The following is a 16,223-nucleotide window of genomic DNA, read 5'->3' on the forward strand; positions in this document are numbered from 1 at the left end:
GTAAGCCCGTCGGAAAAATCTGGTTGAAGCTTGACGCACTCACTTGTTATCCTTCCACGCTAGGCACGGCGGCGGTGATGGCAATGACTTCCATCGATACTAGGACAACCAAGGTCTCGTCTTTGATTTCAACTACTGGTTCGCCCATGGATTCCACGAACTCAGGTGATGTCCAAAATGCGATGTGCCCCGCGCGCCAGGCGGCGGCATCTTTAAAGCCTTCGCCCTCAGCGACGGCGTGGGCATCCGTGACCTGGCTAAGTGGAACGATATTGACCTGTGTATTCCGAGTAATGCACACCGGCTTTGCATCGGAATCAATGACTATTTCAAGCTCCCCTACCGTGGGCAATGCCTCCCCGAAGCGTTGGTATTCCTCGTGCACGGACGCGGTCGCGGTCTTTTCACCGCTTAAGATGGCCGCCACGAGCTTGTCCCGAAGTGGACCGGGAAAGGCGTACTCTCCAAGTTGCGCCTGAACGGGCTTTTTTCCCAGCACATGCGGCACTAACGCCCACCATGCCCCGCCATCTTTAACGGCATAGGCACGCGCGATGTTCGCGGTATTCCTGCCCCACTCGCTGTGCTGTGACCTCGCCTGATGTGCTTCAAATGCAGCTTGGCTGGTGAACTTTTCAGACACTTTCAACACCGATGGATTCTGGGTCTGCTCCACCGAGAAGTGCTCACAACCTGGTTCTTCGCGGGTGAGTTTCACGTGTTGTGGCAGATGGCGCTTCAGGATATGCAGATCATTCTCATCAGCGCAGGTGATAAGTCCCGTTAGTTCGACCGAATGCAAAGGTGGATTCATGTTATTGACTCTATACGCTGGTTAGTTTTCGAGGATGTCTTTGGGGATTCCCTCGGGCACGCGGCTGAAGCGCTCGTGGAATTCTTCTGCATAGGCGCGCACTGCGGTAGGCAATGTCGCGAAGACGTAGTCCTTGCCGACGTCCCGGATGAATTGTGTGGGTTCAAGGCTGCGCTGAAGGTCTTGTTTGACCCGGGCCATGGCGAACCTGATGCCCTGGCTTTCTAGTTCTTCGCGCAAGTCTTTCAGGATATCGACCGCGGTGAGGTCTACTTCGGTGTTGGCCTCAGCGTTGAGCAGAAACCACCTGACGGGCTGTGGGGCCTCGTCGATTGCTTGGAGCGCGCGGGATGAGAAGTCATCGGCGTTGGCAAAGAATAGCGGTGAGTCGTAACGGAAGACCACGAGGCCCTCGACCGGCTCAGAATCCGGGTAGTCATCAAGGCTGTGCATTCCTGCAATACCCGAAACGTAACCCAAAACATCGGCATAAGGGCTGGTAATACGCCGAATCAGATCCAGGATGGAGAGGACAATGGCCAGACTGATACCCACCAGAACGCCGAACAGAATTACGGCCAGCGCAGTCACGGCGGTGATGATGAGCTCGCTTTTGCGAAAGCGGGCGATGCGTTTGAGCTCGGGGACATCGATAAGCTGCGTTGCAGCATAAATGACTAGGGCGCCGAGCGCGGCATCGGGGAAATACTCCAACACCGGCCCGGCGAAAAGTAGGACCATGATGACAAGCGCGATGACAACCATGGAATGCACTTGGGTTTTCGCACCGGCAGTATTACCTAAGACCGTGCGCGATCCGCTGGAGGACACCGGGAAGCCCTGGAGAAAACCATTGGCAACATTTGCCGTACCCAGCGCTAGGAGCTCCTGGTTGGAGTCAACCTTGTCATCTTTACTGGAGGCAAACGCCCGGGCGGTCAAAATATTGTCGGAAAAGCCTACGATGGCAATACCCACTGCATAAGGCAGCAATGCCCAGAAATCGACTTCACTGAAATCCGGCACGCGCGGCGCCGGAAGTCCGCGTGGAATCTCCCCGATGACTTCAAGCCCCAGCTTATCCAGGCCGAAAATGGCCACGGCGCCCGCAGCCACCAGTAGCGCCACTATTGGCGAAGGGAACTTCGGGATGAGCCACTTGGCACCAAACAAAAATATTAAAACAGCACCCGCCATCAGCACCGTGGGCAGGTGAATCTGGCCCGCATTTTGGATAAAGGACCAGATCTCGTGCCAAATCTCTTCGCCTTCAGTTTCAACCTTGGTCACTTTAGAAAGCTGGCTGACCATCATCAGCACAGCAATGCCGATGAGGTAGCCAATTAGCACTGGGCGGGACAGCAACCTAGTCACAAACCCTAAGCGTCCGACAAATCCCACGATGCAGACCAGCCCCACACCAATCGCGAGTATCGCTGCTACCTCCGCGTAGCGCTCCGGGCCGCCCGCCGCGCCAACGAGCGCTCCCACGCCGGCAGCCGTCATCAATGAGGTTGTGGTTTCCGGGCCAATGGACATCTTCCGCGACGTCCCGAGCACAAAATACACGGCCAAAGGCGCAAGTGCTGCCCATAAACCTGCCACGGCAGGAAGCCCCATGATGATCGAATAGGCCATGACCTGCGGAACCAGATATGCCGCAACTGTCACCCCGGCAACCACGTCACCCTTTAGCCAGCCGCGCTCATATCCGCGCATGGCAACTACTCCGGGCACAAGCCGCTGCCACAGCGGGACTTCAGAGCGCTTAGTGTGAGCTGACATACACTAACGCTACTCCGTCGAACCCCTAGAAATACAGGCTTTGCACATTGCCGCGCGACAGTTCAGACTCAAGATGTGAAGATTAAACGCATCGTGCCCATCACCACGGTCAGCAACCGCGACGAACTCGAGCAGACGCTTCAGCAGCATGTGGAGGTTCTTGGTATGGAAGTGGTCATAGATCACGGTTGGATTGCCACGCTTGCCGATGCCCACGGCCACCAGCTCAGCATCATGATGAAAGATTCGACTGCCCCAGGGAATCCGGATACGTCCCTCTTTGTCGATGATGTCCACCAAGGTTATGCCCGTGCATGCGCCGTGGGTCTGGACAGTGTCCACCCGCTCACCCGTGAAGACTGGGGTGTGACCAGGTTCTTCTACTGCGACGCCGCTGGCACTGTAATTAACGTCGGCATGCACTCTTAGAGCACTGAGATTGTTTTAGCCTTCGGTTCGGCCATCTTCTTCCCCAGCTAGAACCGTGAGTTCCTGACGCCGTGGCTTCCATAATGCTGCACGTGCCGCTGTGAGTTCCTTGAAATGTGGCGAGGTCAGTTCATCGAGCGCGCGGATGTAGTCCGGCACGATTTCGCGCGGCAAGCGCAGGCCAACAGTCAGATGTGGAATCCAACGTTTACCTCGGCCATCTGGATTGATACCGCTAAGCTCACGAGCGACGGCTTCCAGCTCCTCAGAAGTTTCCAGCAGCCAGGCGACGGTTTGTTTACGCTTGGTTCCAAAGACAATGATGCCTACGCGTTGAAACTGCGCCGGGATAACTGGCGGAAGTAGCTCGGCGGCACGTACGCTGACGTGCTCTTTCATCTCTGGCGAAAAGGTGATGGTGATGTGCGGAGTCTGGTTCTGCACGGGAAAGCCGCGCTCAGCCAACTGCGCAAACAATTGCCGTACGTACTGCTCTTCTTGTTCAGGCAGGTGCAGCAAAATGTTATCGGGAGATACCATACAACTTAGCCTTCAAAGCACTGTTGAAGTGCTTGCCGTAGCGTGTGCGCGACCGACAACGCCGTGATAGCGGAGGTTTTAGGGTTTACCGGACTGGGCGCGGATTGGCTGCCCAAAGTAAATGAACCGGCCGAACCGGAAACCTCAATGTCATGGCGGGTCTCTTTCAGATTGGGCGCAGCGATGAGTTCGACGGAGACTCGCTCCAGTGATTTCTGGAGCAACTCGTCATCGCTAGCACCGCGGCCGCGTGTCGCCCAGGCAAGAGCAACGGAGACGTTGACGTTGCTGGGGAACTTCTTGATTGCATTGGTAGGCGTACCGCTAAACAGTACGAATGGCTCTGTCGCAGTTTCCAGTCGCTCACGCTCTTTGTCATTCATCCAGTCTTGAACCAGGGCGGGCGCGTTCTTGGTGGTGCGAATCTTCACGGTGTCCACGGCATTCGCTTCTGCCACCGCTGCCCACAAATCGAATCCACCAATCGCGCCGGAGATGACATGAACCTTGCCAGGTCCGGACAGCAAAGCCCGGCGCGCCACGGGATCCGCTAATGCGCCTACCGATGTCAACACCAAGTCCTTACCGCGGGCGACGACTTCTGCTCCGAATTCTTTCACAGCTGGAACACCGGCGCATTCAACGACAATGTCGTGAGAGTCGATGAGGCTTGAAAGGTTCTCATCATGAACTGACACCCCGAGTGTTCCTCGTTCACGATGCACGGATGCCTCACGCACGAATGCGCTGACGTCAAATTCATCCGAGTCAAAAAGTGTCGCGAGTTGGCGACCAATCGCACCAAAGCCCAGCAACAACACTCGAGGTTGCGAGGTGGACATGCCAGCCCTCCTTAGTCTCACAGCTGATAAGTGCATCCAGTCTATCTTTTCGCACATTCGCTGCTAGGTTTCCGGATGGCTAAACCTCGCAGCCTCTACAGTGGGTTCACGAAACAACGCATTAGCTTTATTACTCTCGCGGTCGACGACGTTGCGCGAAGCCGGGCCTTCTATGCGGATGGTCTTGGCTGGAAGCCCATATTTGAAAATGATGAAGTCTTCATGCGCCCGGTTGGGCAGCACCTCATGCTCTCACTGTCGAGCATCGAAGAATTCACCGCTGAAATCGGACATGCTCCAACCACAGGCATCGCATCGCTAACGCTGGCACACAACTGCAAAACTGAAGCGGAAGTAGATAGCGTCCTTGAACTTGCGGCTTCCATCGGTGCCGAAACTTCGCCGGCACTCCGCCGTGAATGGGGCGGCTACTCCGGATACTTCTCAGATCCTGATGGATTTCGGTGGGAAATCGCCATGAACTCCGGGCCAACCGGTGACTACGCCCTACCCTGACCTTTGGCAATTGACCTAAATCAATTGCCCCTAGCGAAGGATTGCGGGTCCACTGGTTGCTTTTTCTTCGGCAGCGTTTCTATGACAAGCAGGTAGGAATCGGTCACGAGTTCATAGAAAAGCAATGCATCCACCGTCCCACCTGGCCGGACGGTGATCCAATGCTTCTTGTTCATGTGCCAACCAGGCGTGATGTCCTGATGCGTGCTGCGTAGCGCTTCCGAATCCAGCGGCTCCGCTTTGAGGTCTACAATCGGCTCACCATCCAACACGGTAAGAAACAGGAACATCTTGCCGCGGATCTTCCACACATCGAAGTCCGGCCCGAACGGATGCGTCAGCTCCGTCCCGGGAAGCTCCTGCGCCCAGGCTGCTGCGCGCTCGTGCAAATCGTTGCCGTCCATGGATTACCTCAAAACCTCATTTCACTGCGATCTGCCATCGATCGTACGCATTGAAGTAGTAACCTTCAGCGGGAGCTACCTAGCTTGTTTGCACACGCCCATAACGCCAATACCCAGCAAAGTCCACGTTGCGTTTCGGAATCCCGCGCTCCTGGATGAGATGGCGGCGTGCACCGGTGACAAGTCCTGCTTCACCGATGGTGTGGGCGTGTACTTCGCTGTTCGGAAGCGTCGTCTCTGCCAATGCCTTGAGGGCAAGCTCCCCTGGCTTTTCATATGACTGCGCGGATTCCTCGCGCACTACCCACTTGATGTCCATGTCGGCAGGCGCATCGAAATTCTGCTTGTCCTCCGCGCTCGGAATCTCAATAATTGCAATGCCTCTCGCGGACTTAGGAAGTGCACGGCAAATTCCTGCAATCGCGGGCAGTGCTGTTTCATCTCCCACCAGCAACGTCCAATCATGCGGATGGTCTGGGGTGAAAGCACTTCCCTGGTCTAAGAATTCCACGCGGTCCCCCGGCTTTGCCTCCAGCGCGAATTTGGCCGCTGGCCCCATCGATTCAATGTGACCGTGAATCACAAGGTGGATTCAATCGGTCGTCGCAACACCTTGACAACGGAGGTGTTCGGTGGCGAGGAAAGACTGGATTGCGAAGACCGGAGATGCGCCCGAGAGGGGTCGTCGGCAGTGGCGTGCCGACCGGGCGCTCAGGCCGCCGATGCGGTCGCCTGGACGGCCTTCTCCGTCGCGGGTGGTGCAGCGCCAGTTCTGGCGGCTGATCGCGACCGGGGTAACGACTGCGGAAGCTGCGATCGCGGTGGGTGTGTCCGTCCCCGTCGGGATGCGCTGGTTCCGCCACGCTGGCGGTATGCCACCACTGAGTCTGGCCGAACCATCGGGCCGATACCTGTCGTTCGAAGAGCGTGAAGAGATCGCACTGATGCGCGCCAAAGACAAAGGCGTGCGTGAAATCGCCCGTGAGCTGGGACGGAACCCGGCAACGATCTCCCGAGAACTGCGCCGCAACGCGGCGACTAGGGGCGGAAGGTCCGAGTATCGAGCGCTAGTGGCGCAGTGGAAGGCGCAGGAGACCGCGAAGCGCCCGAAAGCCGCGAAGTTAGCCGTAAACGACGCGCTGCGGCAATACGTGCAGGACCGTCTCGCAGGCAAGGTGCACCGGATTGATGGCACCGTGGTCGATGGGCCAGCGGCGTTCGCCTTGGAAGGGGTTGAACAAGCCGCATCGGGCTGACCGACGGTGGTCGCTAGCGTGGAGCCCGGAACAGATTTCCCACCGATTGACGATCGATTTCCCCGATGATGAGTCCACGCGTATCAGCCCGGAGGCAATCTACCAGTCGCTCTACATCGAGGGACGCGGCGCGCTCAAACGCGAGCTGGTAACCTGCCTGCGTACCGGGCGGGCGCTGCGCCAGCCGCGGGAACGGTCACGCAACAAGCCACAGGGACACATCACTGAGGATGTGGTGCTCTCTAAACGACCCTCTGAGGCCGATGATCGCGCGGTTGCCGGGAATTGGGAAGGCGACCTGATAATCGGCACCGGTCGCTCGGCGATCGGGACCCTCGTCGAACGTTCCAGCCGCTCTACGATCCTAGTGCATCTGCCTCGCTTGGAAGGTTGGGGCGAGCAGCCCGTAGTGAAAACCGGTCCCGCGCTGGGCGGCTATGGGGCTCTCGCGATGAACGCCGCACTGGCGACGTCGCTGTCTGCTCTGCCTCTCCAGTTGCGCCAGACCCTCACCTGGGATCGCGGGAAAGAGCTCTCCGGGCACGCGCAGTTCACCCTCGATACTGGCACGAGAGTGTTCTTCGCCGACCCCCACTCGCCCTGGCAGCGCCCGACGAACGAGAACACAAACGGGTTGTTACGGCAGTACTTCCCGAAAGGCACCGATCTGTCTCGGTGGTCGGCCGAGGAAGTCGAAGCAGTTGCTCTCGCGCTCAACAACCGGCCCCGGAAAGCTCTCGGCTGGCGTACACCCGCGGAAGTATTTGCCAAGCAGCTACGATTACTTCAACAGACCGGTGTTGCATCGACCGGTTGAACTCACCGTGTACACGTCAGCGTCGTTTAACTCATGTTGTCAGGCTCTAGGAGTGACCCAGTCCATGGGCGCGGTCGGTACCAGCGCTGATAATGCTATGGCGGAATCTTTCAATGCCACGATGAAAAGAGAGGTAATCCGCGATGGGAAAGTCTTTGCCAATCCGCTGCAATGTCGTCAAGAGGTCTTCCGCTGGTGCATCAGATACAACACCCGACGCCGGCATTCATGGTGCGGACAGATACCACCTGACGTGTTTGAGTCACGATCTACTACCCTGAACAAGGCAGCATAACTGCCCCCAACCTGTCTACTTTTCGGGGGTCAGGCCCGCGGGTCTCCTCCGTGGTCGAGGAGAGCGGCGGGCGCGACAGGCAGTCGTGCTCGGTGAATCGACGCGCTTACGCCACGTCGTCGCTCTCAAGAGGTCTCCCGGCCACGCTCCGCGTGGCTACCCAACCAGGTGGTCTACCTCCAGTCGACGACCACGGACTCGGTCCTGAACCCCTTTCGCCCGCGCGGCTGCGGGAGAAGCGTGATCGTGGCGAGGGTGTCGATAGTCTGACGACGGAGGTCAAGTGACGCTTCCCGGAATGCTGAGGCAGGGTCATCGACGCCCAGGATCGGTGACAGCGCGCCCGCACGGCCTTGCATGAGCCGCTCAGCCTCCAGCTCCTGGATACGCACTTCTGCGGCGTCCCGAACACGCTTGAGGTCGCGGGCCTCGATGATCTCGGCGTCGTAGTCGGCCTCGGCGCGCAGAATGCGCGCCCGCTGGTCGCTGATCGCCGAGTCGATGCCTGCCGCATGCGGCCCACCGTCCGCGACCTCGACCATCACCGTCGCGTCCTTGCGTGCAAGACGCTTGGCGACGACCGTCATGACGAAATCGTCGATGGCGGCGCCCGAGCGGACGATGTGCCCTGCGCACTTGTACCCGCGCGGTGCCCCGGTCACCTTCCTCCCGCACACCTCGCCGGTCTCCTCGTCGACGTATCCGCACCGGTAGAGCCCGCTGCCGAGGTGCTTGCGCTTGGTCGAGCCGGATGTGTTCGTCACCCGCTCCGTGTCATCGAGGACCTGCTGCGCCTTCCACCACGTCTCATCGCTAACGATCGGCTCCCACTGCCCCCGGATCGGCTCTCCAGCGTCATCACGGAGGATCTGCGCCTTCCACATCCGGCGCCGCTTCCCATCCGCCTGAGCAAACTTCGGAGTGTACGTGCTCAGCGCCGCGTAACGCGGGTTCCGCAGGATGCCCAGCACGGTCGAGGGAGACCACGGACCGTCCTCGACGATCGGCCTAGGTTCGAGGCCCTGCTGCGCGCGGGCGGTGGCGCGCTCGACGCTCACGGTGTGCGTGTGCTTGGGCAGTGGTGTGATCCCATCGATCTGCTCGGTGCCACTGAGAGCCCGGGCGAGCGATCGCAGCGACTCAGGGTGCTCGATCCTGGTGAACAGCTCGTAGATCGCCTTCACGGCCTCGGCTTCGTGAGGGATCACCTCACCGTCGACGGCGTAGCCGAGCGGGCGCATGCCCTTCGGGGCGCGCCCCTGCATAGCGCGCTGACGCTGGGCTGCAGACTGGCGGGCACTCTTGCGTTCCATCTCGGCCCGCGCCACAGCCGCCTTGATGCGGGCATACATCCGACCGCCGTCGGTCGAAAGGTCCGCGTCGCCATTGGCCGTGACGAGGGCGAGGCCGCGCAGCTCGGCGGCGTCGATCCAGTCCTCCAGCTGTCGGGGCTGCCGAGTGAGCCTGTCGAGGTCGTAGCAGATGATCGCGCCGAACCGTCCGAGCAAATAGTCGGCGACCATGCGGTCGTAGTCCGGGCGGATGGCGCTCCTGTCGGTGGCGCTCTTCGACTGGTCCACGTAGGTCTCGACGACCTCCCAGCGCCGGAATCGTGCAAGGTTTTCGCAGTCCTCGCGCTGGCGGTCGATAGCGAGCCCGTCCATCTCGCGATCCTGTGAGATTCGGAGGTAGATGGCTGCCTTGCGGGGCGCGGTGGAACGCTCGTTCATGTAGCCAGACTACATTATGACGTAAGCTCCATCCGTAACTGATGATGTCACCATCAGTGTGCACAGTGGTAGAGTTGCACCATCTGACCAAACGCACAAGACGCCCCAGGAGACACCCATGCCGCAGCTGACACTCAGCTTCCCCGACCTTGCCGAGCACGCAAGCCGAGTCCACCCCGAGCTTAGGACGCTCGTTCAGGAATTCGCCGAGACCGACCGCGCCCGGTTCACAGAGTCAGCGTCACTGTGTGAGATGTGGATTGACCCCGAATTCAAGAAACTACTCAACACTCTTCAACTCGATGGCCGGCTGCCTAACATCGATACAAACATCGACGCCAACAATGATTTCAAGCGCGTCTTGACGTTTACGTTGCCGGAGGGCGGCGAGACTACGGATGTCCGCGATATCATCCAGCATGCATGGGCGGCAACGGTCGACACATACGCGGGCGCCCTCTACCACCGAGCGAAAGAGATCGCGGCAGGAAACTCGAACTCGAGCTGGACCCCCGACCAAGCCACGAGCGCCCCCACTCTCTAGAGCGTAGGTCCACGTCAGGGCCTATTTCTGGCTCTTCGCAGATGAGGGTGTAGCTGCGGAGTGTGGGGTGGGCGCGTCGGTGCCGGGATAGACGTCGAGGTCTCCCGATGATGGAAGTTCTCACGCTCGCCATCAGGAAGACCTCGACGTGCCCAACGCTACCTTCGACAGCCCCGATTTGACGACCTTCGCGCGCCTGGACGAACTCGGTCTGGTCGCCGTCGGTCAACGCCTCTCGGCCGAGCGGGCGGTGCTCGAGTGTCGACTCGCGGAGGAAGATCCGTGGTGCCGCGCCTGCGGGGCGAGGTCGACCTCGCGCGGCACGATCACTCGTCGCCTCGCTCACCAGCCGTTCGGCCACCGCCCCACGACCCTGCTGGTGCGGATCCGGCGCTACCGGTGTGATCACTGCGGCAACCGCTGGCGAGAGGACACCACCGCCGCCGCGCCCGAGCGGGCGAAACTCTCCCGCGGCGGGATGCGGTGGGCACTGGAAGCCCTGGTCATCGATCACCTCACGATCGCAAGGATCGCCGCCGGGCTCGGGGTTGCCTGGCACACCGCCAACGACGCCGTCCTGGCCGAGGGCCAGCAGCTGCTGATCGATGACCCAGCCCGCTTCGACGCCGTCCGCGTGATCGGTGTTGACGAGCACCTCTGGCGCCACACCCGGCGCGGCGACAAGTACGTCACCGTGATCATCGACCTCACCCCAGCCAGGGACAAGACCGGCCCGGCGAGGCTGCTGGACATGATCCCCGGCCGCTCCAAAGCAGCGTTCAAGGCCTGGCTCAAGGCCCACCCCAAGGCATGGAAGGACCGCATCGAGGTAGTGGCGATGGACGGGTTCACCGGATACAAGACCGCCGCCGGCGAGGCCCTCCCAGGCGCGGTCGCGGTCATGGATCCCTTCCACGTCGTCCGCCTCGCCGGAGACGCACTGGAACGACTGCCGACGACGCGTCCAGCAGCAGCTCCACAAGCGCAGGGGCCGCAAGGACGACCCCCTCTACAAGACTCGCCGCACCCTCCACACCGGCACCAAGCTGCTGACCGACCGCCAATGCCAGCGCCTCAGCAGCCTGTTCGAGCGAGAGAAGCACGTTGCGGTCGAGGTGACCTGGGAGATCTACCAGGCGATGGTCGCCGCCTACCGAGAACCCGACCGGGCGAAAGCCAAAGCGCAGATGGAGAAGCTCATCACCGCGCTGAGCAAGCGCGTCCCGGACGCCTTGCCCGAGCTGGCCAAGCTCGGCCGAACACTGACGAAACGGGCTCTTCACAGATGAGGGTGTAGCGCGTAGTCAAGGATCGAACGGCGTGGCGCTGCCCGGGTAGGCATCGAGGCCTTCCGATGATGGAAGTTCTCACACTGCCCATCTGGAAGACCTCGACGTGCCTGACGCTACCTTCACCGACCCTGACCTGACCATGTTCTGCCGCTTGAATGAGCTCGGCCTTGAGGCCACCGGTCAGCGCCTCGAGCCCGCCGGTGCGGTCCTGGCCTGTCGAGTCGTCGAACCCGACCGCTGGTGCCGACGCTGTGGCTGTGAAGGAACCGCGCGCGGCACGGTTGTCCGCCGGCTGGCCCACGAGCCGTTGGGGTGGCGTCCGACGACGTTGGAGGTCACGGTCCGCCGCTACCGGTGCACCGGCTGCGGCCACGTGTGGCGCCAAGACACGTCTTTGGCGGCCGAGCCACGCGCGAAGCTCTCCCGGCGAGGGCTGGCGTGGGCGCTGGAGGGCATCGTCATCGCCCACCTGACGGTCGCGCGGGTCGCTGAGGGGCTCGGGGTTGCGTGGAACACCGCCAACGATGCCGTCCTGGCCCAGGGCACACGCGTCCTGATCGAGGACCCGAACCGCTTCGACGGCGTCCGCGTGCTCGGCGTCGACGAGCACGTCTGGCGGCTCCAAGCGAGTCTTCAAGGAGTGGCTCGCCGCTCGCCCTCAGGCATGGCGTGAGGCCATCGAAGTCGTCGCGATGGATGGCTTCACCGGGTTCAAGAGCGCCACCGCCGAGGAACTGCCCGACGCGGCTGCGGTGATGGATCCCTTCCACGTCGTGCGCCTTGCCGGTGATGCCCTCGACCAGTGCCGACGCCGAGTCCAGCAGGAACTGCACGGGCACCGCGGCCGCAAAGACGACCCGCTCTACCGTGCGCGTAGAACGTTGCACACCGGCGCGGGCCTGCTCACCGACAAGCAGCAGACCCGCCTGCAGGAGCTGTTCGTGCTCGAGGAGCACGTGCCCGTCGAGGCGACCTGGGGGATCTACCAGCGGATGATCGCGGCCTACCGCGAGAAGGACCGATCCCTCGGCCGCGCGGCGATGGAGGCGCTCATCGACGCCGTCAGCCAAGACGTCCCCGCCGGGCTGGACGAGTTGCGCAAGCTCGGTCGGACCCTGAAGGCTCGCGCCACCGACGTGCTGGCCTACTTCGAGCGGCCTGGCACCAGCAATGGCCCCACAGAGGCGATCAACGGACGCCTGGAGCACCTGCGCGGCTCGGCCCTGGGCTTCCGCAACCTGACCAACTACATCGCCAGATCCCTGCTCGAGTCCGGCGGATTCAGACCTCAACTACACCCTCATCTGTGAAGAGCCGCTTTAGACATTCCTCATCGTCACGGACCACTATGAACGATGTCCCGACTCACCTATGAACGATGTCCTGAACCTACACACCTTCAGCTCCACCAATATGTTCAGGCAATGTGTTTCAGCAATAGCCTCCGGGCTCGTCGATGTGGCCGGTGGCGAGGATTTCGCCGGTGTGCCGGCCGTCGCGGGTCAGCTGACGGCGTGAGGCGATGACCCGTTCTCGGACCGGGCGCGGCCCTCGCCGCCACGCGATTCTATGGCCTGCCCAGCCTCTGACCGATGTCTCGACTCATCCGTCCCGGTGGACCTAGGGAGTCGAGCCCTAGGTCCACCCGAGATGGATAAGACATCGCTCAGGCTCTCACGGCGTCGCGCTACCTTGGGGACTTAGGCCCAGTCCTTGTGCGGCGACGTGCCGCCGATACCGGCGTTGAACGTATTCGTCGGATCGAGCTCCTTGAAGTGCTCTTCCATGGACTCCGGCAGCTTGTAGATGCGACCGTAGTTGTGCTCGGCGGGCAGCTTCGCGCCGCGCTCCTCCAGCAGGTGCTGGATGCGGTCGTGCAGCGCCTCGGGATCCACGCCCTGCTTGGCGACATAGTCCTGGTGCATCACATGGCAGAAGAAGTGCCCGTAATACGCCTTGACCTCAAGCTGGTCGTCGATCTCCTCCGGCAGCACCTCGAGCCAGTTCCAATCGTCGCGACGCAGGGCCACATCGATGGGGATGAGCCCTGCGATGTGCCGGCGCTTCAACGCGGCGTAGCGAGTGGCGGCACTGGCCGCGCCGAACCGGTTCAGCGACGCGCTCTTTTCTTCATCAGACGTGCAGATGAAGAACTCACCAGTGTGCTCGGGCTCTGCGAAGAACTCCTTGAGCATCTTCTCGCTCGCGGCCTTCTGCGACTCGCTGACGGTGAGCAGCAGGTGATGCTCGAAACGGTTGCGGTACTCCATCATGCGCTTGGGCAGCTGGTTGGGCAGCACGCTGAACATGGCTTGCGATACCGTGTCGGCGAAGGTCGGACCAATGCCGGGAATCTTCGAGAACAAGCCGTTGGCCCACGTCTTGAACGAGAACATGCGCGTCTGCAGCGCTGGACTCATGAACTTCAGGAAGACGAAGGTGTCTTTGCCGTACTTCTCGGCCAAGTCGAAGGCACTGCGGCCCATGTACTCACCAGAGATAGGCAGCGGCATGTCGGCTTCGAGGAACAACCGACGGATCTCTTCGAGCTCGTGCGTGTTGTTCGTGCCGATGTAAAGCACGGTCGGGTGCACTTCGCGAGGGAAGGTGCGGGTGCGCACCGCGAACACCATCAGCTTGCCGGCCGAGCCGGAAGCCTCGAACAGGTACTCGGGGTTCGCATTGTAGCGAGCAGGCGAAGGCACGATCTTGCGCAAGTGCTCGGCGTACTCGGTCTCGTTCGAGTCTTCGGGAGCTGGGGTGACATGCTCGGGAGACCACTCGCCGCGCTGTAGACGGTCGAGTGCGACCTCAGGGTCGTCTCCGAGCGAGATGCCCAGGTGATTGACCAGCTCGACCTTGCCGTCGTCGTTGACGCGGGCGAAGATCGCTTCGCGCGTGAATGCCGGACCCTTGCGAATCTGGCTGCCGCCCGAGTTGTTCGCGATGCCGCCGATGACCGAGGCGCCGATTGATGTCGACCCGATCACCGAGTGCGGCTCGCGCTGGTGCTTGGCGAGCGCGTCGGTCAGGTGTGTCAGCGGGGTGCCCGCGAGCGAGATCGCCTCGCGCGCGTCGTTGATGAGGTGCACCTCATCGATGCGGTGAGTCGAGATGATCACAATGGGGCGATCGTAGTCTTGGAAGCCGGGGCCGGATCCACCAGTCAGGCCCGTGTTCGATGCCTGCGGGATGACGATGAGGTTGTTGTCGACGGATACCTGCAGCGCCCGCCACATCTCGACCAGCGTGCCGGGGCGCACCACGGCGAAGACTGGTCCTCCGCCGAATCGATAGCCTTTGCTGAATGGCATCGTGGCACGCTCAGAGGTCAGTACATGTTCGTCGCCGACGATTCTCTTGAACGCATCGATCGCTTCGTGCGAAGTCGTGGTGGTCTGTCCTGGTTGCGTCATCTCTAAGCTTCCTATATTCAGTTGCATCACAAGCGCGTCATGATGCTGAGGGGATGTCGCCTTGGTCCGAGCTAGTCCGCGGTCGTTCATTTTTTGATGGGCGGGGAAACGAGCCAGGGGGACGACGTCTGCGACCGTCTGCCCGGAAGCTCGCTACGGCGTCCAAGGAGTGTGCGTGTGCGTATGCATGTGCATACGCGCATCCTCATTGTACAAGATGCGCATCAGATAGTTTCGGACCGCGGTACTTTCGGACTCCGGTAGGTTCGGACCGCGATAGTTCGGACCGCGATGTCGGCCACTGCCCTCACCCCATAGATCGACGCAGCAATCAGACTCGCCTAGCGCCGCTTGAACCGTCCCAGGTTTGGTGGCTCTTCACAGATGAGGGTGTAGCGCGTAGTCAAGGATCGAACGGCGTGGCGCTGCCCGGGTAGGCCCCTCCTTCATGTCCCGCCTAATAGGCCAGATCGGCGTCAGGCCATCCTGCGGACTGAAGTCAGGAGTTTCGTCAAGTGGCAATGCTTCGCCCGCGTGGCTGAGTCGCCCAGTCGACTCATCGAACCACACCGGATAGAACATATCTTTACGGTCAGCTCGAAGCGAGTCGTCGCCCGACCGCAAGAGCCCCTTCCATCGAGGCCTCTGCAGTTCCCCTTCAGCATCGGCCATGTCTCGATGCGTCAGAAGGTCGTCATCGACCGAACCGATTCGCGCGTCAGGACCAAATACAAAGAACGCATACTCTTCGACCCTCGAAAGATATCCCTGAGTAACGCCTTTAGGGTTGTTGACAATTGTGACGAGTTGCCGCGTAGATTCCGGGAAGAGCTGATCTAGCAACACGCCCAAACGGTTTACTTCATGCTCATCGATAGTTGCCACAAGAGTAGCATCGCTACGCATGAGCTCCCGACAGATCTTCAACCGTCGCTCCATGAACGCCAGCCATTTCGAGTGTCGATAGTCGTCATCACTCGCGACGTAATCGTTGTCGTACTTCCAGTCCCTCGCCCCGGTGTTGTACGGCGGGTCGATGTAGATGGCGTCGATGGAATGCCGGTGCGTATAGGTCAGCATCTCCAGCGCGTGGTAGTTCTCAGCGTTGACGACCGTGTGGAACGGCTTGTCGCCGCCCCGCTCAACCCTGCCTGTCTCCACCAGGCCGGGGTAGATGCGATCCCGGAACTCCGCGACGACCACCACGTCGTCGGCAAGCACTGCCCGAGTCTCGGGTTCTTCGACGTCGAGCTCCGCGAGATGAGCCACACGCTGCCCGTCGACGCACTCGATCCGAGTTGTCCGCCACAGCCGTTGGTCACCTGCCTTTGTCCCCCCCCCTCGCGGAGGCAGCACCCGCACCTTGTCGCCGCGACGGACGACCCTGCCGGGCAGCTCGACAGCCTCAGGCTGATGCTGCTCAAAGACGAGCCCGAAGGTGCGACGCTTGGTCAGCGCAGCGACCTCGGCTTCCAGGTCAGTACCAAGTTGCGCGTCCGCCTTGCGCACCTGCCGCAGCAGTTCCGTCAGTCTCGACACGGAT

At 61.0% G+C, this 16,223-nt stretch carries 12 protein-coding genes and 4 pseudogenes; 7 read left to right on the forward strand and 9 right to left on the reverse strand.

Annotation, left to right across the window (positions count from 1 at the left end; all coding sequences use genetic code 11):
- Nucleotides 1–46 precede the first annotated feature (46 nt).
- On the reverse strand, nucleotides 47–814 hold the full coding sequence (locus tag CCASEI_RS15300; RefSeq protein ID WP_025387813.1) for an ASCH domain-containing protein: 768 nt from the start codon (nucleotides 812–814) through the stop codon (nucleotides 47–49).
- A gap of 21 nt (nucleotides 815–835) precedes the next feature.
- Entirely contained in the window at nucleotides 836–2,533 is a 1,698-nt protein-coding gene (locus tag CCASEI_RS09380; protein ID WP_025387814.1) for a SulP family inorganic anion transporter, read from the reverse strand.
- Nucleotides 2,534–2,674: 141 nt separating this feature from the next.
- Here CCASEI_RS09380 and CCASEI_RS09385 point away from each other — a divergent pair, with 141 nt between their 5' ends.
- Nucleotides 2,675–3,028 carry a VOC family protein gene (locus tag CCASEI_RS09385; protein ID WP_025387815.1) on the forward strand — a complete coding sequence of 118 codons (354 nt, stop codon included), beginning with the start codon at nucleotides 2,675–2,677 and terminating at the stop codon, nucleotides 3,026–3,028.
- A gap of 15 nt (nucleotides 3,029–3,043) precedes the next feature.
- Here CCASEI_RS09385 and CCASEI_RS09390 read toward each other — a convergent pair whose 3' ends face one another.
- Both CCASEI_RS09390 and CCASEI_RS09395 read right to left on the reverse strand, forming a co-directional pair.
- Nucleotides 3,044–3,568, reverse strand: coding sequence for a 2'-5' RNA ligase family protein (locus CCASEI_RS09390; RefSeq protein WP_025387816.1), 525 nt, complete (start codon nucleotides 3,566–3,568; stop codon nucleotides 3,044–3,046).
- Nucleotides 3,569–3,573: 5 nt separating this feature from the next.
- The gene (locus tag CCASEI_RS09395; protein WP_025387817.1) at nucleotides 3,574–4,410 is read right to left on the reverse strand and encodes an aspartate dehydrogenase domain-containing protein; all 837 of its coding nucleotides are present in this window, start codon (nucleotides 4,408–4,410) and stop codon (nucleotides 3,574–3,576) included.
- Between the two features lie 75 nt (nucleotides 4,411–4,485).
- Here CCASEI_RS09395 and CCASEI_RS09400 point away from each other — a divergent pair, with 75 nt between their 5' ends.
- A complete protein-coding gene (locus CCASEI_RS09400) occupies nucleotides 4,486–4,926 on the forward strand; it encodes a VOC family protein (RefSeq protein WP_025387818.1) in 441 nt (146 codons plus the stop codon).
- A 20-nt stretch (nucleotides 4,927–4,946) separates the two neighbouring features.
- Here CCASEI_RS09400 and CCASEI_RS09405 read toward each other — a convergent pair whose 3' ends face one another.
- Nucleotides 4,947–5,330, reverse strand: coding sequence for an MmcQ/YjbR family DNA-binding protein (locus CCASEI_RS09405; RefSeq protein WP_006822823.1), 384 nt, complete (start codon nucleotides 5,328–5,330; stop codon nucleotides 4,947–4,949).
- Between the two features lie 79 nt (nucleotides 5,331–5,409).
- On the reverse strand, nucleotides 5,410–5,913 hold the full coding sequence (locus CCASEI_RS09410; protein WP_050808107.1) for a siderophore-interacting protein: 504 nt from the start codon (nucleotides 5,911–5,913) through the stop codon (nucleotides 5,410–5,412).
- Between the two features lie 139 nt (nucleotides 5,914–6,052).
- On the opposite strand from CCASEI_RS09410, the pseudogene CCASEI_RS09415 reads away from it, so the two are divergent.
- Both CCASEI_RS09415 and CCASEI_RS14790 read left to right on the forward strand, forming a co-directional pair.
- Nucleotides 6,053–7,403 (forward strand): annotated as a pseudogene (locus CCASEI_RS09415) (IS30 family transposase).
- Between the two features lie 4 nt (nucleotides 7,404–7,407).
- Nucleotides 7,408–7,698 (forward strand): annotated as a pseudogene (locus CCASEI_RS14790) (integrase core domain-containing protein); the annotation flags it as partial.
- A 173-nt stretch (nucleotides 7,699–7,871) separates the two neighbouring features.
- On the opposite strand, the gene CCASEI_RS09425 reads toward CCASEI_RS14790, so the two are convergent.
- Entirely contained in the window at nucleotides 7,872–9,428 is a 1,557-nt protein-coding gene (locus tag CCASEI_RS09425; protein WP_025387820.1) for a recombinase family protein, read from the reverse strand.
- A gap of 118 nt (nucleotides 9,429–9,546) precedes the next feature.
- Between CCASEI_RS09425 and CCASEI_RS09430 the strand changes: the two genes are divergently transcribed.
- From CCASEI_RS09430 to CCASEI_RS09440, 3 genes and pseudogenes are all read left to right on the forward strand, one after another.
- A complete protein-coding gene (locus tag CCASEI_RS09430; protein WP_006822820.1) occupies nucleotides 9,547–9,972 on the forward strand; it encodes a hypothetical protein in 426 nt (141 codons plus the stop codon).
- Nucleotides 9,973–10,120: 148 nt separating this feature from the next.
- Nucleotides 10,121–11,249: pseudogene (locus tag CCASEI_RS09435) on the forward strand (ISL3 family transposase); the annotation flags it as partial.
- Between the two features lie 118 nt (nucleotides 11,250–11,367).
- Nucleotides 11,368–12,574 (forward strand): annotated as a pseudogene (locus tag CCASEI_RS09440) (ISL3 family transposase).
- 390 nt (nucleotides 12,575–12,964) lie between these two features.
- On the opposite strand, the gene dld reads toward CCASEI_RS09440, so the two are convergent.
- Entirely contained in the window at nucleotides 12,965–14,680 is a 1,716-nt protein-coding gene (gene dld, locus CCASEI_RS09445; RefSeq protein WP_025387821.1) for a D-lactate dehydrogenase, read from the reverse strand.
- Between the two features lie 378 nt (nucleotides 14,681–15,058).
- Entirely contained in the window at nucleotides 15,059–16,219 is a 1,161-nt protein-coding gene (locus CCASEI_RS09450; protein WP_025387822.1) for a DNA methyltransferase, read from the reverse strand.
- Between the last annotated feature and the right edge of the window lie 4 nt (nucleotides 16,220–16,223).

Source organism: Corynebacterium casei LMG S-19264, from assembly GCF_000550785.1.
In the GTDB taxonomy this organism is placed as follows: domain Bacteria; phylum Actinomycetota; class Actinomycetes; order Mycobacteriales; family Mycobacteriaceae; genus Corynebacterium; species Corynebacterium casei.